Annotated in this window: 17 protein-coding genes and 1 pseudogene; 8 read left to right on the top strand and 10 right to left on the bottom strand. The window is 70.1% G+C overall.

Annotated features, from left to right (window positions below):
* Positions 1–69: 69 nt before the first annotated feature.
* On the top strand, positions 70–837 hold the full coding sequence (locus VHD82_RS36375; RefSeq protein ID WP_325714110.1) for a helix-turn-helix transcriptional regulator: 768 nt from the start codon (positions 70–72) through the stop codon (positions 835–837).
* Here the strand turns inward: VHD82_RS36375 and VHD82_RS36370 are convergent.
* The 3 genes from VHD82_RS36370 to VHD82_RS36360 are packed head-to-tail and all read right to left on the bottom strand — an operon-like array spanning position 834 to position 3433.
* Entirely contained in the window at positions 834–1469 is a 636-nt protein-coding gene (locus tag VHD82_RS36370; RefSeq protein ID WP_325714108.1) for a response regulator transcription factor, read from the bottom strand. The two genes, VHD82_RS36375 and VHD82_RS36370, sit on opposite strands and share 4 nt — an antisense overlap.
* Positions 1466–3019 (bottom strand): GAF domain-containing protein, encoded by a 1554-nt coding sequence (locus tag VHD82_RS36365; protein ID WP_325714106.1) that lies wholly within the window; start codon positions 3017–3019, stop codon positions 1466–1468. The genes VHD82_RS36370 and VHD82_RS36365 overlap by 4 nt, the downstream gene beginning before the upstream one ends.
* A 15-nt stretch (positions 3020–3034) precedes the next feature.
* Complete coding sequence (locus VHD82_RS36360) at positions 3035–3433, bottom strand: pyridoxamine 5'-phosphate oxidase family protein (protein WP_325714104.1); 399 nt, start codon at positions 3431–3433, stop codon at positions 3035–3037.
* 213 nt (positions 3434–3646) lie between these two features.
* On the opposite strand from VHD82_RS36360, the gene VHD82_RS36355 reads away from it, so the two are divergent.
* The 4 genes from VHD82_RS36355 to VHD82_RS36340 all read left to right on the top strand — a co-directional run bounded on the left by VHD82_RS36355 (position 3647) and on the right by VHD82_RS36340 (position 7476).
* Positions 3647–4321, top strand: a complete 675-nt coding sequence (locus tag VHD82_RS36355; RefSeq protein WP_325714102.1) for a hypothetical protein — start codon at positions 3647–3649, stop codon at positions 4319–4321.
* A 208-nt stretch (positions 4322–4529) separates the two neighbouring features.
* Positions 4530–5147 carry a DUF47 domain-containing protein gene (locus tag VHD82_RS36350; protein WP_325714100.1) on the top strand — a complete coding sequence of 206 codons (618 nt, stop codon included), beginning with the start codon at positions 4530–4532 and terminating at the stop codon, positions 5145–5147.
* Positions 5147–6145 (top strand): inorganic phosphate transporter, encoded by a 999-nt coding sequence (locus VHD82_RS36345; protein ID WP_325714098.1) that lies wholly within the window; start codon positions 5147–5149, stop codon positions 6143–6145. Before VHD82_RS36350 ends, VHD82_RS36345 begins: the two co-directional genes overlap by 1 nt.
* Positions 6146–6162: 17 nt before the next feature.
* A complete protein-coding gene (locus VHD82_RS36340; RefSeq protein ID WP_325714096.1) occupies positions 6163–7476 on the top strand; it encodes a M20/M25/M40 family metallo-hydrolase in 1314 nt (437 codons plus the stop codon).
* 215 nt (positions 7477–7691) lie between these two features.
* Here the strand turns inward: VHD82_RS36340 and VHD82_RS36335 are convergent, their stop codons facing one another.
* From VHD82_RS36335 to VHD82_RS36325, 3 genes are all read right to left on the bottom strand, one after another.
* Positions 7692–7910, bottom strand: a complete 219-nt coding sequence (locus tag VHD82_RS36335; protein ID WP_325714094.1) for a DUF5703 family protein — start codon at positions 7908–7910, stop codon at positions 7692–7694.
* On the bottom strand, positions 7907–8911 hold the full coding sequence (locus VHD82_RS36330) for a hypothetical protein (RefSeq protein ID WP_325714092.1): 1005 nt from the start codon (positions 8909–8911) through the stop codon (positions 7907–7909). Before VHD82_RS36330 ends, VHD82_RS36335 begins: the two co-directional genes overlap by 4 nt.
* A 78-nt stretch (positions 8912–8989) precedes the next feature.
* Positions 8990–9946 (bottom strand): aldo/keto reductase, encoded by a 957-nt coding sequence (locus VHD82_RS36325; RefSeq protein ID WP_325714090.1) that lies wholly within the window; start codon positions 9944–9946, stop codon positions 8990–8992.
* Between the two features lie 124 nt (positions 9947–10070).
* Here VHD82_RS36325 and VHD82_RS36320 point away from each other — a divergent pair, with 124 nt between their 5' ends.
* The 3 genes from VHD82_RS36320 to VHD82_RS36310 are packed head-to-tail and all read left to right on the top strand — an operon-like array spanning position 10071 to position 13697.
* Positions 10071–10907 (top strand): undecaprenyl-diphosphate phosphatase, encoded by an 837-nt coding sequence (locus VHD82_RS36320; protein WP_325714088.1) that lies wholly within the window; start codon positions 10071–10073, stop codon positions 10905–10907.
* Positions 10908–10929: 22 nt separating this feature from the next.
* A complete protein-coding gene (locus tag VHD82_RS36315) occupies positions 10930–11640 on the top strand; it encodes a histidine phosphatase family protein (protein WP_325714086.1) in 711 nt (236 codons plus the stop codon).
* Positions 11637–13697 (top strand): M3 family metallopeptidase, encoded by a 2061-nt coding sequence (locus tag VHD82_RS36310; RefSeq protein ID WP_325714083.1) that lies wholly within the window; start codon positions 11637–11639, stop codon positions 13695–13697. Before VHD82_RS36315 ends, VHD82_RS36310 begins: the two co-directional genes overlap by 4 nt.
* 548 nt (positions 13698–14245) lie before the next feature.
* On the opposite strand, the gene VHD82_RS36305 is transcribed toward VHD82_RS36310, so the two are convergent.
* The 4 genes and pseudogenes from VHD82_RS36305 to VHD82_RS36290 form a co-directional block, all read right to left on the bottom strand.
* Positions 14246–15235 (bottom strand): malate dehydrogenase, encoded by a 990-nt coding sequence (locus VHD82_RS36305; RefSeq protein WP_325714081.1) that lies wholly within the window; start codon positions 15233–15235, stop codon positions 14246–14248.
* The gene (locus tag VHD82_RS36300) at positions 15232–17391 is read right to left on the bottom strand and encodes an FUSC family protein (protein WP_325714079.1); all 2160 of its coding nucleotides are present in this window, start codon (positions 17389–17391) and stop codon (positions 15232–15234) included. The genes VHD82_RS36305 and VHD82_RS36300 overlap by 4 nt, the downstream gene beginning before the upstream one ends.
* Complete coding sequence (locus VHD82_RS36295) at positions 17391–20357, bottom strand: GH92 family glycosyl hydrolase (protein WP_414637641.1); 2967 nt, start codon at positions 20355–20357, stop codon at positions 17391–17393. Before VHD82_RS36295 ends, VHD82_RS36300 begins: the two co-directional genes overlap by 1 nt.
* 38 nt (positions 20358–20395) lie before the next feature.
* A pseudogene (locus VHD82_RS36290) lies at positions 20396–24168 on the bottom strand (GH92 family glycosyl hydrolase).
* Positions 24169–24270 lie beyond the last annotated feature (102 nt).

Below are 24270 nucleotides of genomic sequence, written 5' to 3'. Positions count from 1 at the left end.
TCCGCTGACGCGGCGGGCAATCGAAAGTTCGCCAGGTTCTTTCGCGGATCGGACAGCTATCGTGGTGCGGTGCGCAATGTGCCGATCGACGAGGTGGGCGGGCTCGACCGCGACGTGCTCGCGATCAGCACCGACTACCCGCCGGGCACGTTGCTGCACTGGCACCGGCATCGCCGCGCGCAGTTCCTCTACGGCGCGACCGGCCCGCTGCGGGTGGAGACCGCGGAGGGCACCTGGACCGTGCCGCCGCACCGCGCGGTCCTGATCCCGGCCGGGACCGCGCACCAGGTCACCATGATCGACGTCAGCACGCGCAGCCTGTACCTGGAACCGGCGGCGGTGCGCTGGTTCCCGCGCTATTGCCAGGTCGTGGACGTCTCCCCGTTACTGCGGGAGCTGATCGCCGAGGCGGTCGAACTACCCGGGCGCCATCCCCGCCGCGGGCGCGACGCGACGCTGATGAGCCTGATCCTGCACGAAATCAGCCGCCTCGCTCCGCTGCCGCTCGACCTGCCACTGCCGCGCGACGAACGCCTGCGCGCTCTGTGCCAGTCCTTTGTGGACGATCCACGGATCCACGAGCCGCCCGCACGGTGGGCGGCGGCCCTGCATGTGAGCGAACGCACCCTGTACCGGCTTTTCCGGGCGGAGACCGGGATGAGCTTCACCCGGTGGCGGCAACGGGCCTGTGTGCTGCACGCCGTGGCGCTGCTCGCGACCGGTCGGCCGGTGGCCGGGGTGGCCGCGTCGCTGGGCTATGGCAGCCCGGCCGCGTTCACCACGATGTTCCAGCGGCTGCTCGGCGCCCCGCCGAGCGAGTACCGGTCTCGCGCCTAGCGTTGCTTGCGCTTGGCCAGATACACGGCCGCCTCGGTGCGGCGTTCGAAGCCGAGCTTGTGCAGCAGCGACGACACGTAGTTCTTGATCGTCTTCTCCGCGAGGAACAGTCGCTCAGCGATCTGCCGGTTGGTCAGCCCGGCCGCGATCAGCTCAAGCACGCGGCGTTCCTGCGGACTGAGCTGGTCGTACCTCGGATCCGGCTCTTCGCCGCGCATCCGCATCCGCACCGCGGCGGTCAGGCCCGGATCCAGCAGCGAGCCACCCGCGGCGATGGTGCGCACCGCCTCCACCAGGTTCGAGCCCGACACCTGCTTGAGCAGGTAGCCCGCCGCCCCCGCCAGCACCGCGCCGAACAACGCCTCGTCGTCGGAGTAGGACGTCAGCATCAGGCATCCCGGCGGCGGATCCAGCAGATCCCGGATCTCCCGGCACACCGTGACGCCCTCGCCGTCGGGCAGCCGGACGTCGAGGATCGCCACGTCCGGGCGCACCGCCGGGATCCGCGCCATCGCCTCGGCCGCCGTCGCGGCTTCACCCGTGACGCGCAGGTCGTGCTCCGCCTCCAGCAGCGTTTTCAGTCCCGTCCGCACCACTTCGTGGTCGTCGAGCAGGAACACCGAGATCGTCATCGCGCCCCCTCCTGCCGCCGCGGTAGTACGGCCGTCCACTCCAGTTCCGTCCCGCCGTTTTCGCCGGGCCCCACCGACAGTGTCCCGTTCCACCGCGCCGCGCGCCGCTGCAGGTTCGTCAACCCGCTCAGCCGCTCGGTGTTCGGAGCCGGGCCACGGCCGTCGTCGGTCACGCGCGCCGTGAGCCGCTGCCCGGCCGAATCGACCACCACCTCCACCGACACCGCGTGCGCGCCGGCGTGCCGGGCGACGTTCGAGAGCGCCTCACGGATGGTGGCCAGCAGATCCGAGCGCGCCGGGCCGGTGATCGCCGCGTCGAGCGGGCCGTCGAAGCTGATCCGCGGTTCGAAACCGAGCATGCCGCTGCTGTCCTGGGCCATCCGCAGCAGATCCGAGCGCACCCCGGCGTGCGCCTCCGCCGGCTCCTGCAGGGAGAAGATGCTGTTGCGCACGTCGCGGATCGTGCGGTCGAGTTCGCGCACGAACCCGGCCACCTGCTCCGCGACCTCCGGCTGCGTCAGCTTCCGCAGGCTCTCCAGCCCGAGCCCGACCGCGAACAGCCGCTGGATCACCAGGTCGTGCAGGTCGCGGGCGATGCGATCGCGGTCTTCGAATACCGCCAGCCGCCGCCGGTCGGCCTCGGCGCGGGCGAACTCCACGGCCAGCGCGGCGTGCCCGGCGAAGTCCTGCACCAGCTCCACCTCGGTGTCGCTGAACGGCACCTTGTCCCGGAACTTCGTGACCAGCAGGACCCCGAGCGTCTGCGCGCCGACGATCATCGGCACCGCGACCGCGGAGTCGAGCGCGTCCACGTTCACCGGCATCTGCCGGATCGTCTCTTCCTGCTGGCGCAGTACATACCGGCCGTACTCGCGCACCACCACCGGCTGCCCGGACGCGAACGCGACCCCGCTGGCGGTGCCCTCGACCGGCACCGTCGCGCCGACCAGGCGCTGGTACTGCGGCTCGGGGGAGGCCACCACTTCGAACACCAGGATCGAGGGATCCTGCTCGCTCGGCATCGCGACCGCCGCGCCCGAGGCGTTGGCCACCGCCCTGGCCCGTTCGGCGATCGTGTGCAGGGTGGTGCCGCTGTCCTCGCCGGTCAGCAACGCGGCGGTGACCTGCTGGGACGCCGCGCGCCAGCGTTCCCGCTGCAGCGCCTGCTCGTACCGGGTGGCGTTGCCGATCGCGATCCCGGCGGCGGTGGTGAGCGTGGCGACGGATTCCTGGTCGCGCTCGCCGAACGCGCCGCCCGGTTTGCCGCTCAGGCACAGCCGGCCGTAGACCTTGCCGTCCACGTCGACCGGGAGGCTCAGCGTGCCCGGCCCGTCCGGCAGGTCGGCGATGGTGCGGTACTCGGCCGCGCCGCCATGCTGGACCACCTCGTCGAAACCCTGTTCGGCGCCCAGCACCGCGAACACCCCGTGCCCGGCGCCGGTGAGCGTGCACGCGGACTCCACGACGCGGCGCAGCACACCGGGCAGCTCGAGCTCCGCCGCGAGGCCCATCACGGCGTCCAGCAGCGCGCGGGCGCTGGTTTCGATCACAGAGACTCCGTGCGGTCAGGTTGCCACTCTGCGGCCGGACACCACCTCGACCGGAATCCGGACACACCGTACGTCCACGGGCAAGGGCAGCTGCCAGGATAACCCGGGCAGACGCGGTGGGAGGTCACGGCCGGGCACCGTCCCCGCCCGCCCGAGCACCGTCACCCACCAGCCGGCGCTCAGGTCGGCGTCGACGTGGTCGGTCTCGAACGCGACCACGCCGTCCTGCGCGGGGCCGAACAGGTCACTGCCCGCGTGCACCAGAAACCACACCGACTCCTGCCACAGCGCGAACCGCACCGGCTGCACCGCGGGCAGCCCCCGGATGGTGAACACCACGCGGCCCACGTCCACCCCGGCCAGCAGCCGCAGGCACTCCGTACGGCCGAGCGCCTCGAGGCCGGACAGATCCATCTTGCCTCCTCGCGCGCGGCAACCCCCGCGTCACGATGGCCTTCGCCACAGGCCGCCGGTAGGGCCGTTGGACCCGGTGCATTTCCCACCGGTTGTCCGGCTCGTCCCACCGGTGTTGATCGTTTTTCCTTGCCCGGCGGCGGAATCGGCAACACCTCACACACTCCGGCGGGCGCATGATGGAGGGACAGACCGGTGTTTGAGGAGGCGCACATGCCGCCGCTTGCGGATCTCGGGCCACTGCTGTGGCCGTTCATCGTGCTGATCTGGGTCATCACGTCCATGTACTCGCGCACGGTGGTCCGCCGGCGCTGGCGGGCACACGCGCAACCCGGGCACCGGCGCGTCCCGCCGGCCACGCGGAAGGTGCCGCCCGGGAAATCCTTGCGTGCGCGCTGGGACGAAGCGCGCACCCGCTACGGCCGGGTCGCGGGGGAGTACGGCGAATACGAGTCCGATCCGCTTCGGGTGCTGCGGCTGCCGGCCCTCGCGGACCCGGCCGTGCCCTCGACGGGCCGCTTCATCGACGCCTTCCACGAGGCGATGGCGCTGGACACCGAGGAGTTCCCGCCCGAGGCCATGGCGAAGCAGTTCATCACCGCCACGGACAACGCCGCCAAGGCCTGGGACGCGGCCAAGGAAGCCGCCGAAAAGCTGCGCGCGTCGCGGTTCACGGCCGAGGAACGGACGCTGATCGCCCAGGGCATCAAACTGCTCGAACTCGCCCAAGGCGGCGCGACCCCGGCCGAACAGGAGGCGGCGTTCGCGGCCGCCCGTCAGGTGCTGGCGAAACTTGAGCGCAGCGCCGGGACGCGGCTGGACTGGCGGGTGCCGCGGATGGCGCGCCAGTGGATCGAGCGCAGCGGAAAGCCCCGCCTGGAGTCGTGAAAGGACGGCCCGGAACCGGGTGGCCGGGCGAGGTGAGAGCCCCGCTCTGAAGTGGACTGGACCCAAGTTGCCGGTCCGACCGAAAGCAGGCGGATGTCGTCCGCAGCCGATCTGCTTATAGGCAACCGTTTCCGCCGTGGCTGCCGTCGGACCGGCAACTGATGGCACAGTAGGGTGGCGTCGGAAGGCTGTCGACGAAGGGACCTCCGTGCGCCTGACGCCCCGGGACAACCGGTTCTTCGAACTGCTCACCCAGGCCGCGGCCAACCTCGTCACGGGCGCCCGGCTGCTCAGCGAGCTCGTCGCCGCGCCGCCGGGGGAGCGGGCTGCGATCTCCGCGCGGATGCGTGAGATCGAGCACCAGGGCGACGACGTGACGCACGAGATCATGCTGGCGCTCAACACCTCCTTCATCACCCCGTTCGACCGCCAGGACATCCAGTTCCTCGCCGCCCGGATCGACGACGTGCTCGACGACATGGACGAAGCGGCCGACCTGGCCGTGCTGTACCGGATCGAGGATTTCCCGCCGGGCGTGGAAAAACTCGTCGAACTGCTGGGCCGGGCCGCGGAGCTGACCGCGGAGGCGATGCCGGGCCTGCGCAAGGTCACCGAGCTGGCGCCGTTCTGGAAGGAGGTCAACACCATCGAGGACGACGCCGACGGGGTGTACCGGCGGCTGCTGGCGCACCTGTTCAACGGCGGCGGCGCGGATCCGCTGACGGTGCTCAAGACGAAGGAGGTCATCGACCGGCTGGAGTCGGCCGCGGACTCGTTCGAACATGTCGCGGATGTGGTCCAGACCATCGCGGTCAAGGAATCCTGATGGCCGGTACGGTCGCGCTGGTGGTGGTCATCCTGCTGACCGTCTTCTTCGACTACACCAACGGTTTCCACGACGCGTCGAACGCGATCGCCAGCGCCGTGTCCACCCGCGCGCTCTCGCTGCGGGCGGCGCTGATCCTGGCCGGGGTGATGAACCTGCTCGGCGCGCTGCTGAGCACCGGGGTCGCGGTGACCGTCGCGAAAGGACTGATCGAACCGCCGTCGGGTTCGGCCGCGCTGAGTGTGGTCTTCGCCGCGCTCATCGGCGCCATCGCGTGGAACCTGATCACCTGGTACTTCGGGCTGCCCTCGTCCTCGTCGCACGCGCTGGTCGGCGGGCTCGTCGGGGCGGCGCTGGCCTCGGCGGGATCGGTGCACTGGGGCGGGGTGATCGAGAAGGTGCTCATCCCGATGGTGCTGTCGCCGCTTGTCGGGCTGGTGCTGGGATATCTGGCGATGGTGGCCGTGCTGTGGCTGTTCCGCAACCGCAACCAGCACCGCGTCGGGCATGCGTTCCGGCGGCTGCAGATCGTGTCCGCCGGCAGCCTCGCGCTCGGGCACGGGCTGCAGGACGCGCAGAAGGGCATGGGGATCATCGTGCTGGCGCTGGTCGCCAGCGGGCATCAGCAGCTGTACACCGTCCCGCTGTGGGTCACGTTGCTGTGCGCGGTTTCGCTCGGCCTCGGCACGTATTCCGGCGGGCTGCGGATCATGCGGACACTGGGGCGCCGCGTGTTCCCGCTCGACCCGCCGCACGGGTTCGTCGCCGAAGCGGTCGGCTCTTCGGTGCTGTATCTCACCGCTTTCGCCTTCAAGGCGCCGGTGTCCACCACGCACGTGATCACGTCGGCGGTGATGGGCGTCGGCGCGACGCGGCGCCTGTCGGCCGTGCGCTGGGGCGTGGCCAGGGACATCGTGCTGGGCTGGGTGCTGACGTTCCCGGCCGCCGCCGCGGTGGCCGCGCTGGCCTATGGGATCACGCGGCTGTTCACCGGCTGAGGTGATAGGAATGCGGGGTGAGCGAGATCGAGACCGCGGCCGCCGAGGCCGTCACCCTGACCAGCGAACTGCTGCGCATCGACACCACCAACACCGGCGATCCCGAGACGCTGGTGGGCGAGCGGGCGGCGGCGGAGTACGTCGCGGAGAAGCTCACCGAAGCCGGGTACGAGATCGAGTACGTGGAGTCCGGCGGCAAGAACCGGCACAACGTGATCACCCGGCTCCCCGGCGCCGACCCGTCCCGGGGCGCGCTGCTGGTGCACGGGCACCTCGACGTGGTGCCCGCCGACCCGTCGGAATGGTCGGTGCACCCGTTCTCCGGCGCCATCCAGGACGGCTACGTGTGGGGCCGGGGCGCGGTCGACATGAAGGACATGGTCGGCATGACGCTGGCGCTGGCGCGGCACTACAAGCGCGAGGGCATCGTCCCGCCGCGTGACCTCGTCTTCGCCTTCCTCGCCGACGAGGAGGCGGGCGGGAAGTTCGGCGCGCAGTGGCTCGTGGAGCATCGCCCGGATCTCTTCGAGGGCGTCACCGAGGCGATCAGCGAGGTCGGCGGATTTTCCGTGACCTTCAAGGACAATGTGCGCACGTACCTCATCGAGACGGCCGAGAAGGGCATCCGCTGGATGAAGCTGCGCGTGCGCGGCACCGCGGGGCACGGCTCGATGATCCACCGCGACAACGCGGTCACGAAACTGTCCGAAGCCGTGGCGAAACTGGGCAACCACCGGTTCCCGCTCGTGCTCACCGATTCGGTGCGCGAGTTCCTCGCCGGGGTCACCGAGATCACCGGCTGGGACTTCCCCGAGAACGACATCGACGGCGCGGTCGCCAAGCTGGGCAACATCTCCCGGATGATCGGGGCGACCCTGCGCGACACCGCGAACCCGACGATGCTGACCGCGGGCTACAAGTCCAACGTCATCCCGTCCGTCGCCGAGGCGGCCGTGGACTGCCGCATCCTGCCCGGCAGGCTGGAGGCCTTCGACCGCGAGCTGGACGAGCTGCTCGGGCCGGACATCGAGAAGGAGTGGATGGAGCTCCCGCCGGTGGAGACCACCTTCGACGGCGCGCTCGTGGACGCCATGACCGCCGCCGTGATCGCCGAGGACCCGGGCGCGAAGACCCTGCCGTACATGCTCTCCGGCGGCACCGACGCGAAGTCCTTCCAGTCGCTGGGCATCCGCAACTTCGGCTTCGCGCCGTTGCAACTGCCCGCGGAACTGGATTTCTCGGCGCTGTTCCACGGGGTCGACGAGCGCGTGCCGGTGGACGCGCTCAAGTTCGGGACCCGCGTGCTGGACCGGTTCTTCCGGAACAGCTAGGGGATTCGGGCTTGCTTGGGCGGGGGCCCGTCGCCGCAGCAACGGACGCGCGTGGCCGCGCTTTGTGGCCCCGGCGTGTGGTGCCGTCGCGCTGCCCGCCGGCGTGCCGGTGGACGCGCTCAAGTTCGGGACCCGCGTGCTGGACCGCTTCTTCCGGAACAGCCAGGCGGGGCACGACGCCCGCCCGTGCCTACGGGTGGGTGCCGCGGGCGGCTTTACGAGGCCAGGTACCCGACGTCGGCGGGGCGGCGTTTGCGGCGGAGCCATACGCGCCGGGTGCCGTCGGAGTACAGGCGGACGGTCGAGAGCTCCCAGCCGGCGAACTCGGCGTGGATGGACAACTGGGTCGCGGCCGCACGCCGGGACACGCCCGGTGGTAGCTGCAGCCGGCGGTACTCCCAGTCTTCGTCGACCACCGCCTCCTGCTGTTTCATGGCTGGATCACCTGGATCCCTTCTCCCGTTGCGGAGCCGACGACGACCCTGGAGGTCTTCTCGTCGACGCTCACCGAGTTCGGCTGGCGCACGGTGGCGAAGCGGTACTTCTCGACCGGCTCGCCGCCCTTCACGTCGAAGCCCACCACCTCGTTGCGTTCGGTCAGCGTGACCCACGCGAGGTTCCGCCCGCTGTCGTAGGCGATCGCGTAGGCGCCGCCCGGCACCGGGTACATCTGCCGCAGTAGCAAGGGACCCGTGGAGAACGCCAGGAGCGCCCCCGCGCGGGTGTCGGTGACCAGGACCCGGCCGAAGGAGTCCGCCACCGCGTTGGTCGCTCCCTGGCCCGCGCGCAGGCCCTCGCCGATCGAGCCGCCGGCGGGGTCGACGGAGAACACGGCCGTGCGCAGCCTGTCCAGCACCACCGTCTGGTCACCGGCCCGCACGATCTCGTCGGCGCTGTACAGGCTGCCGGAGATGGTCTTGGCGACCGTGCCGTTCTGGTAGACCTCCACGGCCTTGCGGTCCCGCACCGCGACGAGCGTCTGATCGCCCGAGGCGACCGCGTCCGCCGGCTGCCCGGCCACCGCCAGCTCGCTCACCTGACCGCCCGGCAGCGCGATGCGGGCGACGGTGCCGCGGGTCGGGATGCTCGCCAGCGCCTGCCCGTTCGCCGCGCTGAGCCGCTCGACCCCGCCGCTCACCGGGACCCGCGTCGGTGCCGCGGCGAGGTCGTCCAGCCGGTACAGCAGGACCGCGCCGTCCACGGCCACGGCCAGCGTTCGGGTGCTCGCGTCGGTGGCCACGGCGCTCACGGCGGGGGCGCCGAGCACCGTGCCGGCCGGGGACGCCGAGGGCTGGGGAGAGGCGGGGGCCGTCGCGGCCACCGGGTTCGCCACGATCTGGAGCGCGTCGTCACCCTGGCCGGCGTCGCTGGAGCAGCCCGAGGCGAGCAGCGCACACGTCAGCGGTAGCGCAACCACCACGGCGGACCTCCGCACGCGACCTCCGGGACTCCCGACACTCGACCTCAGCATCCTCCACAATGCCCGCCACGTCACGTCTGTGTCACCTGCTTGTCACTTGGGCCACCGCTCCGGGTAACCGAACTGGATCGCGCTCACGTCGTCGAGCGCGGCCTTGATGGCACGCGGCAGGGTGATCTCCTCCGCCGCGAGAGAACCGGTGAGCTGGCCGGTGTCGCGCGCCCCGACCACCGGCGCCACCACGCCCGGCCGGTCCCGTACCCAGGCCAGGGCGACCGCCAGCGGCGACGTGCCCAGCCCGTCCGCCGCCGTGGACACCGCCTCGACGATGCGCGCGGCACGTTCCGTGCGGTGCTGCTCGACATACCCGGCGTAGGAGGCCGACGCGCCGCGCGAGTCGGCCGGGGTGCCGGTGCGGTACTTGCCGGTCAGCACACCCCGGCCCAGCGGCGCCCACGGCAGCAGCCCGATCCCGTGGTGCACGGCCGCCGGCACCACCTCGCGCTCGACCCCTCGTTCGACGAGCGAGTATTCGACCTGGGTGGAAACCAGCGAAGTCCCGCACGCGGCGGTGGCCAGCTGCCAGCCCGCGTAGTTCGACACGCCCACGTAGCGCGCTTTCCCGGTGGCGACGGCGAACTCCAGCGCCGACAGCGTCTCCGCCAGCGGCACGTTCTCGTCCCATGCGTGCAGCTGCCACAGGTCGATGTGATCCACACCGAGGCGGCGCAGCGAGCCGTCGAGCGCGCTCAGCAAAGCGCCGCGCGACGCCCCGCCGCCGAAGGGGCCGTCGGTGCGGCGTGCGACCGCTTTCGTGGCGAGCACGATGTCGTCCCGCGGCACCAGATCGCCCAGCAGCGACCCCAGGATCCGCTCGCCCTCGCCCTCGGCGTAGATGTCCGCGGTGTCGACCAGGGTGCCCCCCGCGTCGACGAAGGCGACGAGCTGGCTCGCCGCCTCCTCCGCGTCGGTCTCGCCGCCCCAGCTCATGGTGCCCAGCGCCATCCTGGAGACGCGAAGTCCCGATCGGCCGAGCTGTCGCTTCTCCATGAATCATGAGAATAACGTTCGGTGATCGGGAGCTTGACCAAGGCGGCCGGTCGGCGCGGCGCGACCGGCCGATACCCTTCGGCATCGTGCAAATCAGACACAATGCGGCAAAGGCAGGGTGACCATGGGCTGGCTCGAAGCCATCGTGCTGGGCCTGGTGCAGGGCCTGACCGAGTTCCTGCCGATCTCCTCCAGCGCGCACCTGCGGATCACCGCCGCGCTGGCGGGCTGGGCGGATCCCGGCGCGGCGTTCACCGCCGTCACCCAGATCGGCACCGAACTGGCGGTGATCCTGTACTTCGCGCCGAAGATCGGCCGGATACTGGTCGCCTGGTTCTTCTCGCTGTACAAACGGGACTGGCGCGGGCATCCCGACGCCCGGCTCGGCTGGCTGATCATCGTCGGGTCGATCCCGATCGTCGTGCTGGGGCTGTTCTTCCAGGACGCGATCGACCACGCCTTCCGTGATCTGCGGGTCACCGCGACCATGCTCATCGTGTTCGGCATGATCCTGCTCGTCGCCGACCGGGTCGGGCGCCAGTACCGGGATCTGGACCACCTGACGGTGCCGCACGGCCTGGCCTACGGGCTGGCGCAGGCGCTGGCGATCGTGCCGGGGGTCTCGCGTTCCGGCGGCACGGTCAGCGCCGGGCTGCTGCTGGGGTACACGCGTTCGGAGGCGACCGAGTACGCGTTCCTGCTGGCCGTGCCCGCGGTGTTCGGTTCGGGGCTGTACAAGCTCACCGACATCGGCGGCGCGGAAAGCCCGCAGTGGGGGCCGACGATCCTGGCCACCCTGGTCGCCTTCGGCGTGGGCTACCTGGTGATCGCGTGGCTGATGAAGTTCATCAAGACCAGGAGTTACGTGCCGTTCGTGATCTACCGGGTGCTGCTCGGGGTGGCGCTGTTCGCGCTCGTCTACACCGGGGTGCTCGAACCGAACGCCGGTCCCGCGATGTGAGCGACCACGTATTGTGGCGGCCGTGGCCACAGTCATCCTGCTCAGACACGGCCGGTCCACGGCCAACGGTTCCGGCGTGCTGGCCGGGCGCACCCCCAAGGTGGGGCTGGACGAAACCGGCAGGCTGCAGGCGAAAGCGCTGATCGACCGATTGAGCGGGGTGCCACTGGCCGAGGCGGTCGTCTCGCCGTTGCTGCGCTGCAAGCAGACCGTCGCGCCGCTGCTGGACGAGCGCGGGCTGGCCCGCACGGTCGAACCGCGGCTGTCCGAAGTGGACTATGGCGAGTGGACCGGGCGCGAACTCAAGACGCTGGTGAAGGAACCGCTGTGGCGAGTGGTGCAGGCGCACCCGTCCGCGGCGGTGTTCCCCGGCGGGGAAGGGCTCGCGGCGATGCAGGCCAGGGCGGTGACGGCGGTGCGCGAGCACGACGCGCGGATCACCGCCGAGCACGGCGAGCACGCGGTGTGGCTGCTGTGCAGCCACGGGGACGTGCTCAAGTCGATCCTGGCCGACGCGCTCGGCCAGCACCTGGATTCGTTCCAGCGGATCGTGGTGGACCCGGCGGCGGTGTCGGTGGTCCGCTACACCGAGACCCGGCCGTTCGTGTTGCGGGTCAACGATCACAGCTCGGATTTCGCCGGGGTGGTGCCTGCCAGGCCGAAGCGCGGTAGGAAGAAAGTGTCCTCCGATGCCGAGGTCGGGGGTTCTACGGGACGAAAGGGCAGCCTGTGAGCGAATCGCTGAGTCCGGACAACCCCTTCGCGGCCGCGAGCGAACTGCCCTACGGGCTGCCGCCGTTCGACCGGATCGCGGACGAGGACTTCGCGCCCGCCTTCGAAGCCGGCCTCGCCGGGCACCGGGCGGAGATCGAGCGGATCGCGAACGACCCCGCACCGGCGTCGTTCGACAACACGCTCGTCGCGCTGGAGCGCTCCGGCAGGCTGCTCAACCGGGTGTCGTCGGTGTTCTTCAACCTGACTTCGTCGGACACCAATCCCGAGCTGCAGCGGCTGCAGGCCGAGATCGCCCCGAAACTGGCGGCGCACCACGACGCCATCCACCTCGACCCGCGGCTCTCCGCGCGGGTCCGCGAACTCTACGAGCGGCGGGATTCACTGGGCCTGGACGAGGAATCGGCGTGGCTGCTGGAGCGCACGCACACCGACTTCCAGCGCGCCGGCGCAGGGCTGCCCGCCCACGACCAGCAGCGGTTGCGTGCACTCAACGAGGAACTGTCGACGCTGAGCACCACGTTCCAGGAGAACCTGCTGCGGGACACCAACGATCTCGCGGTCGTGGTGGACGACGAAGCCGAACTGGCCGGGCTTTCGGCGGAGACGATCGCGTCCGCGCGGGAAGCCGCCGCGTCACGGGGCGTCGAGGGCGGGTACCTGCTCAGCTTGAGCCTGCCGACTTCGCAGCCGCTGCTGGCGTCGCTGGAGAACAGGGCGCTTCGCGAGCGGCTGTTCCGGGCCTCGGCGTCGCGCGGCAATCGTGGCAACGAGAACGACAACAAGGGCGTGCTGACCAGGATCGCCGCGCTGCGTGCGGAGCGCGCGCGGCTGCTGGGTTACCCGCACCACGCCGGGTACGTGATCTCCGACCAGACGGCGCACACCGCGGACGCCGCGATCGGCTTGCTGGAGCGCCTCGCCCCGGCCGCGGTGGCCAACGCGAAGCGCGATGCCGAAGAGCTGCAACGGTTTCTGGACGAGGACCTGCCCGGCGAGAAGCTCGAAGCGTGGGACTGGGCGTTCTACGGCGAGCGCGTCCGCAAGGCGCGGTACGACATCGACGAAGCCACCCTGCGCCCGTATTTCGAGCTCGATCACGTGCTGCGGGACGGCGTCTTCTTCGCGGCGAGCAAGCTTTACGGGCTCACCTTCACCGAGCGGCACGACCTGCCCGCGTATCACCCCGAGGTGCGGGTGTTCGAGGTCGCCGATGCGGACGGCACTCCGCGCGGGCTGTTCCTTGGCGACTACTACACGCGCGATTCCAAGCGCGGTGGCGCGTGGATGAACACCTTCGTCGACCAGTCCCGGCTGCTGGGCGACAAGACGGTGGTGGTGAACAACCTCAACATCTCGCGCCCGCCCGACGGCGAGCCGACCCTGCTCACCTTCGACGAGGTGGTCACCGCTTTTCACGAGTTCGGGCACGCGCTGCACGCCCTGCTGTCGGACGTGCGGTTCCCGTCCTTCTCCGGCACCAGCGTGCCGCGTGACTTCGTCGAGTACCCGTCGCAGGTCAACGAGATGTGGATGCTGTGGCCGGAGGTGCTGGCCAACTACGCCAAGCACCACCGGACCGGGGAGCCCTTGCCACAGCGGCTCGTGGACAGGCTGCAGGAGTCCGCGCAGTACGGGCAGGGCTACGCGACGACGGAGTACCTGGCGGCGTCGCTGCTGGACCAGGCCTGGCACACGATCAGCCCGGACGACGACCTTTCCGATGCGATCGCCTTCGAAACGGCCGCACTGGAAAAGGCCGGTGTCGCGCTCGCGGTCGTGCCGCCCCGGTACCGCAGCACCTACTTCGCGCACGTGTTCAGCGGCGGCTATTCGGCCGGGTACTACTCGTACATCTGGAGCGAGGTACTCGATGCCGACACCGTGGAGTGGTTCAAGGAGAACGGCGGGTTGAAGCGGGAGAACGGTGATCACTTCCGGGCCACGCTGCTGAGCCGTGGGGGAAGCCTGGACTCGATGGTGGCGTTCCGGGATTTCCGTGGCAGGGACCCGGAAATCGCACCCCTGCTGGCACGACGGGGCCTGACCGGCGCTTAGGTCTTGGGCCGCAGGCAAGGCCCTTGGACCTCCCCGGCCCTTCGTCCCAAGCCCGCTTTGCGTGCGGTCGGGGCCGGGTCAAGGGTGGGCTTGCCCATCGCGAAGCGACGCCGAAGGCGCCCTTGACGCGACCCCCTCCGCTCGTAAGACACTGAAAAGCGAAGGGCCCCAATGCAACCACGTCGGCCTCCGGTGGTGCGGGTTGCGGCGCGACGGGCGCGCGTAGCGCGCTGAGCGGGCCCACCCCGCCCCGATCTTCGAGTGTGCGCGGTCACGGGCCCGCGTCAAGGCGGGAAAGATGCCTTGACCCGAACCCGTGACCGCGAGGGCGGCTTGGGATCGGGGCGGGGGTGGGCTTGGGCGTGGGCCGCGTCGGTTTCGTTGCCGGGCGGCGGTTTCGGGGTTGCCGGAAAAAGCGAAGAACCCAGCGCAACCACGTCATCCTCGCGCGTGGGGCCACCCCGATTCCGTTGCCGGGCGGCGGTTTGTGGTGTGAGCAAGCAGAAGGCCCGGCCCCCAAGGGGGAACCGGGCCTTCGCCGGGAAAACTCAGACCAGGCCGAGCTTGCGCACGGCGTCGCGCTCCTCGACCAGTTCGGCCACGGAGGCGTCGATCTTGCCGCGGGAGAACTCGTCGATCTCCAGGCCCTGCACGATCTCGTACTTGCCGTCCTTGGTGGTGACCGGGAAGGACGAGATGATGCCCTCGGGCACACCGTAGGAACCGTCCGACGGGATGGCCATCGAGGTCCAGTCGCCCGCGGCGGTGCCGTTGACCCAGGTGTGGACGTGGTCGATCGCGGCCGAAGCGGCGGAGGCGGCCGACGACGCGCCCCGGGCCTCGATGATCGCGGCACCACGCTTGGCGACCGTCGGGATGAACTCGTCCTCGAGCCACTTCTGGTCGTTGACGGCCTCGGCCGCGTTCTTGCCGGCGACCTCGGCGTGGAACAGGTCCGGGTACTGGGTCGCGGAGTGGTTGCCCCAGATGGTCAGCTTCTTGATGTCGCCGACGGACACGCCGAGCTTCTTGGCCAGCTGCGCGGCGGCGCGGTTGTGGTCGAGGCGGGTCATCGCGGTGAAGCGCTCGGCCGGCACGTCGGGCGCGTTGGACTGGGCGATCAGCGCGTTGGTGTTGGCCGGGTTGCCGACCACGAGCACCTTGATGTCCTCGGCGGCACCGGCGTTGATGGCCTCGCCCTGCGGCTTGAAGATGCCGCCGTTGGCCTCGAGCAGGTCACCGCGCTCCATGCCCTTGGTGCGCGGGCGGGCGCCGACCAGCAGCGCGACGTTCGCCCCGGCGAACGCCTGCTTCGGGTCGTCGAAGATGTCGGTGCCGGCCAGCAGCGGGAAAGCCCCGTCTTCGAGTTCCATCGCGGTGCCCTCGGCCGCCTTGACCGCCTGCGGGATCTCCAGCAACCGCAGCTTCACCGGGGTGTCCGCGCCGAGCAGCTGACCGGACGCGATGCGGAACAGCAGCGCGTAGCCGATCTGGCCGGCGGCGCCGGTGACGGTGACGTTGACGGGGGCTTGGGTCATTGCGTACTCCTGCGGACGGGTTTTTCGCTGATGTTCGTGACTCTATCGGCCGCTGCCTGCGACGACTCGGTGCGTCGCCTCACGTTCGACTGAACCGATTCGGTGGTCGGCACCTCGAACACCCGGCCCAGTGCGATAATCCCCTCGTCAAGACGGCCCAGGCTGGTCAGCACGGAGCGTTGCCGGGCGTCGTCGGAGTCGCGGGTGAGCGGAGTCTCAGTGTCGCGGTCCAGTTTGTGCTGCGTCCCGCCGTCGGTGATCGCCTCCCGCAGCACCTCCACGTTGTGGATGACGCGGTCGGTGAGCGACTCCAGCCGCTCGTCCCCGGCGAACAAGCCGGGCTCGGCGCGTGCGGCGACATGCCTGGCGCGGAAGGAGATCCGGTCCAGCGCGGTGAGCACGTAGGAGCCGTAGTCGCGGCGGCTGGACAGGCTGATCGGGTGCGTGAGCGGTTCGATCGTGGCGCGCGCCTTCTCCACCGAGCGGTCCAGCTCCCGCGAGAGTTCGATCACGCTGACGTTCTCCCGCCCGGACAGCAGCACCTCCGCCTGCTCCAGGAACTCGGTCACGTCGTCGAGCACTGCCGCCAGGTCCGAGCGCAGCACGGTGCGGGTGCGCACGGGCAGCACCGCGACGGCGGCGAGGATGCCCGCGGTCGCGCCCACCGCTGTCTCGGCCACGCGCAGCCACAGCACCTCGAAGGTGAAGGTGCCGAGCAGGCTGTAGAGCAGGCCGAGCATGCAGGTGATGAAGAACGACATCACCACCTGCGAAACCCGCGCGGTGTAGACGAGGCAGAACACGCACAGCAGCAACAGGACCAGCGTGGCGGTGGTGTCGCCGGTGACCAGCAGTGCCAGCAGCATCCCGCCGAAGATCCCGACCATGGTGCCGGTGACGCGCCGGAAGCCCTTGACGAACGTGGCGCCCGCGGTATTGGTGTTCAGGAAGACCACGAACACCGTCAGCACCGCCCAGTACCACCGCTGGTGCGAGACGAGTTCGCCGCCGAGCACCGCGAGTCCGCCGGCGATGGTGGCCTGGATCGCGCTGCGGGTGCGGTTGTCGAAGGCGAAGACCTTCTTGTGTTCCGGTTCCGCGGGTTCGGGCAGTTCCGTCTCGGCGGAGTAGTCGTGTTCCGCGATCCGCTGCGCGTTCACGTCCGCGAGCGCGAGTTCGGCGATGGCGCGGCGCAGATCGTCGCCGGGGGACTGCTTGTCGAGGCGGCTGCCGGCCACCAGCATCCGGCTGAACTCTTCGGTGTCGTTGATCACCGGCAGCGCGCGCGGGTCGTTCTCGATCAGCGACTCGAACCGCAGCAGGCTGCCGACCAGCTCGTCGCGGGTTTCCTCGGGCAGCTTCTCGGTGTTGGTGCGCCGCGCGGTGAGGGAGAGCCACTGCGCGGCCAGTTCGACCTCGATCGCCCGGCGCCGCAACAGTTCCGACGACGGCGGTTCGAGCACGTCCTCGATGGCGTCCTCGATCATCAGCACCGCTTCATGGAGACGGGAGTCCGCGCGCAGCAGCTGAGCACGACGGCGGTCCGAGCCCGCACTGGCCAGGTACGCCGCCGCGCTGCGGGCGACAGCGGCCAGCCGCGCCCGGAAGGCCCGGCGGATCCGGACCAGCTCGCGTTCGGGCCTGCGGCGCAGGACGACGAACCGCATCAGCGCGTTGGCCGCGAGCCCGAGCGCCAGTGATTCGATGAAGGTGGGCAGCTGCGCCGGCTTGAGCTGCAGGAACATCGCGAAGAAGAACATGAAGAACGCCAGCGCGCCCAGGGCGTTGCCGCGGGGCGCGAAGCGCTGCCCGTACACCACGAAGAAGATCAGCGCCACGAACAGGATGCTGTCCAGCGGCGGGACGGTGGCGCCGAACGCGGCGACGGTCATGGCGAGCGCACCCGAGCAGAACGCCAGCACCAGGGTGACCCCCTGGGCGCGCGGGGTGCGGTCGTTGACGTTGAACGCCGCCTGCATGGCCGCGATCCCGGCGACCATGATCGTCGGGATCGGGCGCCCCACCGCTGCCAGCACGGCGATCGAGATGGCGATGCCGCCGACGGCGAGCCCGGCCAGCCGCAGCCGGATCAGCCCCGGGTCGGCCGCCACCAGCCGGTCGCGGATCCGGTCCCACGTCGTCGTGAGCCTGTCCATCACCGCTCCCGCGCCAGCAGTTCCCACTGCGCCAAGGAAAGTCTCCTTCCGTCCGTGCGCCGGACCCGCAGCCGCCAGTGCCGCCGGGCGGCAGGCTCGGCGAGTGCGAACGGGCGGGTCTGCCGCCGCCACGAGAAGGTCTCGTCCGCGCGCTCGTCGAGCACCTGCCAGGTCGTGGCGTCGTCAGAGCCTTCCAGGGTCCACGCGGCCGGGGCACCCCGGGTGCCACAGGTGAGGGTGTAGATCTCCACCGGCCGCACCGGACCGTCCACTGTGTACTCGATGGTGGCGGCCTGGCCGGTGTAGGTGAGCTGGGTGCGGCTGGTGTCGTCGAAGAGCACGCCGCGGCCGGGTTCGGTGAGGTCGGTGAGCGGGCTGGGGCGTGCACTGCCGGTGGTCAGCGACGGCGGCACCTCGCCCCATTGGGCGGGTGTTTCGGACAACGTGAAGTCGAGCCGGGCGCCCGTGGCCAGTTCGTCGTGGGTGATCCACAACCTCGTGCTGGGCTCGCCGTTGACCCGCAGCCCCGCCACATACGGTCCGCTGCCGGACGCGGTGATCCGCACGGTGCCGCCGTTCTCCAGCGCGATCTTCGCCCCGCTGAACAGGGGCGCACCAAGCACGTAGACCGGGCTGCCGACCGCCAGCGGGTACAGGCCCAGCGACGCGAAGACGTACCACGCGGACATCTCGCCGTTGTCCTCGTCGCCGGGATAGCCCTGGCCGATTTCGCTGCCGAGGTAACAGCGGTCCAGCACCTCGCGCACCACCTTCTGCGCCTTCGCCGGGGCGCCCGCGTAGTGGTACATGAACGGGATGTGGTGCGAGGGCTGGTTGGAATGCCCGTACTGGCCCAGCCGCAGATCGGCCGCCTCGGTCATCTCGTGGATGATCCCGCCGTAGGAACCAGGCCGCCGCCCCGTTTCCGGGGTGGCGAAGAACGTGTCCAGTTTGGACTCCAGCGCGGCACGGCCGCCGAGCAGGTTCGCCAGCCCGGTGCCGTCGTGCGGGACCGTGAAGGCCATGTTCCAGCCGTCGGTCTCGGTGTAGTCGAAGCCCCAGACCGTGGGGTCGTACTCCGCGGGCGACCACCGCCACCGGCCGTCACGGTGGCGGCCCTGGAAGAACCCGGTGCGCTCGTCGAAGTGGTGCACGTAGTGCAGCGCGCGCTGGTGGAAGTAGCGGGCGTCGTCGGTCTTGCCCAGCGCCCCGGCGAGGTTGGCGATGCCGAAGTCGTTGACGCACGCCTCCAGTGCCCACGACATGCCTTCCGGCGTGGTCGAGGGGGTGTAGCCGAGGAAGATCGACTCCCGCAGGCCCTTGCGCCCGACGGCCTTGTGCGCGGGCGGGACGGTGGCGTTGCGCAGCGCGGCCTGATACGCGGCCTCGACGTCGAAACCGCGCACGCCCTTCAGGTACGCGTCGGCGAAGGCGACGTCGGAACTGGTGCCGGTCATCAGGTTCGCGTAGCCGGGGGAGGACCAGCGGGAGATCCACCCGCCTTCGCGGAACTGCTGCACGAAGCCCTCGATCAGCTCACCGCAGCGGCGCGGGGCGAGCAGCGCGTAGGCGGGCCAGCAGGTGCGGTAGGTGTCCCAGAACCCGTTGTTCACCGACATCGGGCCGTCGACGATCTTCGCGCCGGAGCGGCGGCGGGTGCTCGGCCACCAGCGGCGGCGCACCGGGCTGGCGTGGCGGCGGCCCTTCGGCGTTTCCTCGTGCCCGGAGTTCGGGTACAGGAACAGCCGGTACAGCCCGGAGTAGAAGGTGGTGCGCTGGTCCTCGGTGGCGCCGTCCAGTTCGATCCGGCCGAGCAGTTCCTGCCAGGCTTTCCGTGCCTCGTCGCGGACTCGCTCGAACGACGTGCCGGCCGGGATCTCGCGCTCCAGGTTGCGCCGGGCCTGTGCGAGGCTGATCAGCGAGGTGGCGATCCGCAGCCGGACGGTGGGGGTGTCGAACGTCAGTGTCCTGCCCGCGCGGTGGCCTGGCTGGTCGAAAGTGCCGTAGACGAACATCCGCCGCGCGCCCGCGGACAGGCGGCTGCGCACGCGCGTGTGCCCGGTGACAGTCCCTTTCGGACTGACGCGGACGCTGCCCTTGGCGCAGTGGAAGCGCACCGTGGCTTCGCCGGAGAACGCGAAGTGGAACATCGCCGCGTGGTCGGTGGGCGCGAGGTTGACGGTGGTCCCGTTGTCGAAGGCCACGCCGTAGTGGTGCGGGTGGCCGGCTTCGTTCTCGTGCCCGAACGCGAGCGGCCCGCCGGGGATGACGTGGAAGGTGTGCCGGTCGCCCATCCACGGACTGGGCTGGTGGCTGAGCGCGAACCCGGCCAGCACCGGCCGGTTCGCCGCGTTGTTGCGCCGGTGGTATTCGTACAGCCACGTGGTCGAATGGCTGTCGGTGACCGGGGTCCAGAAGTTGAACCCGTGCGGCACGGCGACCGCCGGAAAGGTGTTGCCGCGGGAGAACTCCGAGCTGGAATGCGTACCCCGGGTCGTGCGCACCCAGTCGACGGGGTCCGCGCCGCGGGGCGGCCGGTTCGCGATGCGCACGTCGTCGATCCAGCCGGTGCCGTGCGCGGTGAGGGTGATCGCGCGGATCCGCCGTCCTGGTGGCAGCGGCCGCCGGACGAGGTTCCACTGGTCGGGATAGAGCGCTTTCCCGTCCAGCGGCTCGGTGAGCGTGCCGCCGTCGGCGAACTCGACGTCGAGGAAGGTGCGTGTGCTCGTGTACTCGGCGTCGCGATCCGGGAAGACCACATAGGACAACTCGTCGTACTCGGCCGTTTCCAGGTCCACTTCGAACAGCGTGCCGCCGTCCCGGCCGGTGAACCGCAGCGCCCGCGGTCCGGTGAAACCCGCGCCACGTTTCGCCGCGGGTGACCGTTCCGGCCCGCCGCCGGGGGTGCCGGTCCGGGGGACCGGATCACCCTCTTCGAAGGACGAGCGGAACCGGTCGGTGATCACGTGCCCTACCGTAACCGGCCGGCCGGCTTTCCTCCTGTTCAGCGCGCGAGCAGCTCGACCTCCGCGAGGGTGGCCTGCCCGCTGAGGGTGAGCCGGTAATGGCTGTAGTTCCCGGGATGGGCGATCCGGAACGGCCGGGTCTGTGAACGCCAGGGGAACGTCTGGTTCCGCCGCGTGTCCAGCGTCGTCCAGTGCTCGCCGTCGGGGGAGCCCTCCAGCGTCCAGCCCGGGGGATCGGCGACCTCCTTCGCCGACGTGAGCGTGTAGTACGTCGCGTTCGCGGGGGCGTTCAGGTCGTAGCTGATGGTGGAAGCCGGCGCCTCGGTGGCCGAGGTGTTGTCGAACAGCGCGGCGTCCGAGCCGGTGCCTTTGCCCGGACCGGTCACGTCGGTGAGCGGGCTCGGCGGCGTGTCGCCCTGGGTGATCGAGGCGGGTGCGTCGTCCGGGCCGGTGCCCCAGCGGGACGGGTTCGGCCCCAGGTCGAAGTCCAGCGTGCCGCCGCGGGCGAGCAGGTCGTGCGGCAGCGACGTGGACGACCACGGCTTGCCGTTGACCCGTAGGCCCTGCACGTACACGTTCTTCGCGTTGTTCTTCGGCGCGTTGATCACCAGGTCCCGGCCGCCCAGGTGGATAGTGGCCTTCGTGAACAGCGGCGAGCCCACGGCATAGTCCGGGCTGCCCATCTGCAGCGGGTAGAAGCCCAGTGCGCTGAAGACGTACCAGGCGGACATCTCGCCGTTGTCCTCGTCGCCGGGGTAACCCTGGCCGAGCTCGCTGCCCACGTAAAGCCGGGAAAGCGCTTCCCGGACCTTCGCCTGCGTCTTCGACGGCTGCCCGGCGTAGTCGTACATGTAGAGGATGTGGTGCGAGGGCTGGTTGGACTGGCCGTACTGGCCCATCCGCACGTCCCGCGCCTCGCGCATCTCGTGGATCGCGCCGCCGTAGGAGCCGGGGAAGCCCGCCGTCTCCGGGGTGGCGAAGAACTGGTCGAGCTTGTTCGCCAGCCCCTGCTTGCCGCCGTAGAGATCGGCCAGGCCCTGCCCGTCCTGCGGCACGGTGAAGGCCATGTTCCAGCCGTCGGTCTCGGTGTAGTCCCCGCCCCAGACGCGCGGGTCGTACCGGCTCGCGGGCAGCCGGAAGCTGCCGTCGGGGTTGCGGCCCTGGAAGAACCCGACCCCCGGGTCGAACATCTTCACGTAGTTCTGCGCCCGGCTCAGGAAGTACGTGTAGTTGTCCAGGTACTCCTGTTTCCGCGGGTCGCCAGGGTTCGCCTCGTCCGCGAGCTTTTTCGACAGGTTCGCGATGCCGAAGTCGTTGACATAGCCCTCCATCGCCCACGACATTCCCTCGCCGGTGGTGGTGGGGGTGTAGCCGAGGAAGATCGAGGTGTCCAGGCCCTTGCGGCCGACGCCGGAGTTCGGTGGTGCGACGGTGGCGTTCTTGACCGCGGCGTCGTAGGCCGACTGGACGTCGAAGTTGCGCACGCCCTTGAGGTACGCGTCGGCGAAGGCGACGTCGGAGCTGGTGCCGGTCATCAGGTCGGCGTAGCCGGGGGAGGACCAGCGCGCGATCCAGCCGCCGTCGCGGTATTGCTGCACGAACCCGTCGATCATCTTCCCGGCCATGTCCGGGGAGAGCAGGTCGTAGGCGGGCCAGGTGGTGCGGTAGGTGTCCCAGAACCCGTTGTTGACATACAGCCGGCCGTCCACGACCTGCTGGGTGAACGGGCTGGCGTAGGCGTAGTGCGGGCGCTGCGTGGTGCCGGTGTTCTCGAAACCGGAGTTCGGGTAGAGGAACAGCCGGTAAAGGTTGGAGTACAGGGTGGTCAGCTGGTCCTGGCTCGCGCCGTCGACCTCGATCACGCCGAGTTGCCGGTCCCAGGCGGCCTGCGCACCGACTCGAAGCTCGCGCGCGGGGCGATCTCCTGTGCCAGGTTCTGTTTCGCCTGGTCCACGCTGATCAGCGAGGTCGCGATCCGCATGGTCACGGTCTTCGCGCCGAACTTGAGATAGCCGCGCACGTTGTCCCGGCCTTCGCCGGGCAGCATCGAACCAGCGGTGACGGGCTGGTCGAAGGTCGCGTACACGTACAGCCGCCCGGCGCCCGCGGACAGGCCGCTCTTGACATCGGAGTAGCCGGTCAGGGAATTCGTCGCCGGGTCGAGCGTGAGCCCGCCCGCGTTGCTCACGTTGTCGAAAATGAGACTCGAATCGTTGCCGGGGAAGGAAAAGCGCATCATCGCGGCATGGTCGGCCGGGGTGAGCTCACCGGTGACGCCGTTCTCGAACTTCACGCCGTAGTAGTAGGGCTTGGCGGTCTCGTTCTGGTGCTGGAAGGGCAGCGCCCGCGCGGTGCGGTCCGCGTCGGGCACCCCGGCGGCCGCCGAGGGCATGATCTGGAAGGTCTGCCGGTCGCCCATCCACGGGCTCGGTTCGTGGCTGAGCCCGAAGGCCTGCAGCGCCGGCAGGTTCTGCGCGTTGTTGGCTTCCTGGTAGCGGTAGAGCCAGCTGTCGGAGCCCGCGTCGGTGACCGGGGTCCAGAAGTTGAACCCGTGCGGCAGCGCGGTGGCGGGGAAGTTGTTGCCGCGCGAGAAGGTGCCGTTGGCGTTGGTGCCGCGCGTGGTCAGCACCTGGTCGGACAGGTGCGACACGTGGCTGGTCGTCGCGGCGCCGAGCTGGACGTCGTCCACCCAGCCGTTGAAGATCGCCGGGCCGGCGGGGTTGTCGTAGTCGAGCAGGATCCGGGCGATCGTCTTGCCGCGCGCGACCTTGCCGAGGTCGGCGTGGATGAGGTTCCACTGGTTGCTGTACAAGGCTTTTCCGGTGCCCTGGCCCTGCGGCGAAAGCGCGAAGCCGTACTGGTCGGTGGCGCCGAGTTCCGACAGGTAGGTGCCGTCGGTGAACGCAAGATCGAGCGACACGTCGGTGCTCGGGTAGCTCAGATCGTTGTTCACCAGCTCGGGGAAGATCTTGTAGGACAGCTCGGTGTTCGCGGTGACGGGCACGTGCACGTCGAAGATCTTGTTGTACGAGTAGCCGTGGCCCTGCGCGGTCTGGGTGCCGCCGTAGTGCAGCGCGCGCAGGCCCGTGTAACCCGCCCGTGGCTTGTTCGTGTAGCCGCCGACGGGTCCGTTGTCGGGGTACGTCCGCATGTTGGGCGACGGGGGCGGCGCGGGTTCGTCGTTGGCCAGCAACAGTTCCGCGAGTTGCAACAGGGGGCCGCCATTGTCGGCGGTGATCTCCAGCCGGTAGTGCGCGTAGGTCGCGGGCCGCGCGAGCTGGAACTCCTTGTCCTGGAAGCGATCCGTGAAGCTCTGGCCGGTCTGCTCGTCGAGCGTGGTCCAGGTCTGCCCGTCGGCGGAGCCTTCGAGTTTCCAGTCCTTCGGGTCGCGCTCCGGTGCGTCGTTGGCGGAGGTGAGCGCGTAGTGCGTGACCTCGGTCGGCTCGGCGAGCGCGTACTGGACCCAGCCGGTGGGCTGATGGGCCAGCCATTTCGTCTCGGGTTTGGCGTCGGTCAGGTTGATCGCGATCTCGCCGGCGCCGGTGTTCTCGTCGCTGGCGGTCACGTCGGTGAGCTTGCCGCGGATGTCGCCGGGGATGGCCGAACCGTTGGCACCGTTGACTCCCGAGGCGAGCGGCTGCCCGTCCGGCCCGGTCTCGACCGTGTCGACCCAGGTGGGTTGCGGGTCGGTGGTTTCGAAGGAGGAGGCGAAACCCGGGACGGCTGGCGCGGCCGAGACTGGGGCGCTCACCAGCCCGGCGGTGAGCAGGACGGCGGAGAGCAGCACCGGCACACCTTTGGTTCGGACCATGGCTCGAACTTCACAGGTTCTTCACGGTCCGCGTCAAGATTCGCCGGAAAACCTGACCGAAACCGGACAACCGGCTTTCCCGCTGCCCGCTGGCCAGGCTGA

Origin of the sequence: Amycolatopsis sp. (assembly GCF_035546795.1) — a bacterium.
Classification (GTDB): domain Bacteria; phylum Actinomycetota; class Actinomycetes; order Mycobacteriales; family Pseudonocardiaceae; genus Amycolatopsis_E.
This window is presented reverse-complemented; position numbering and strand designations above follow the sequence as displayed.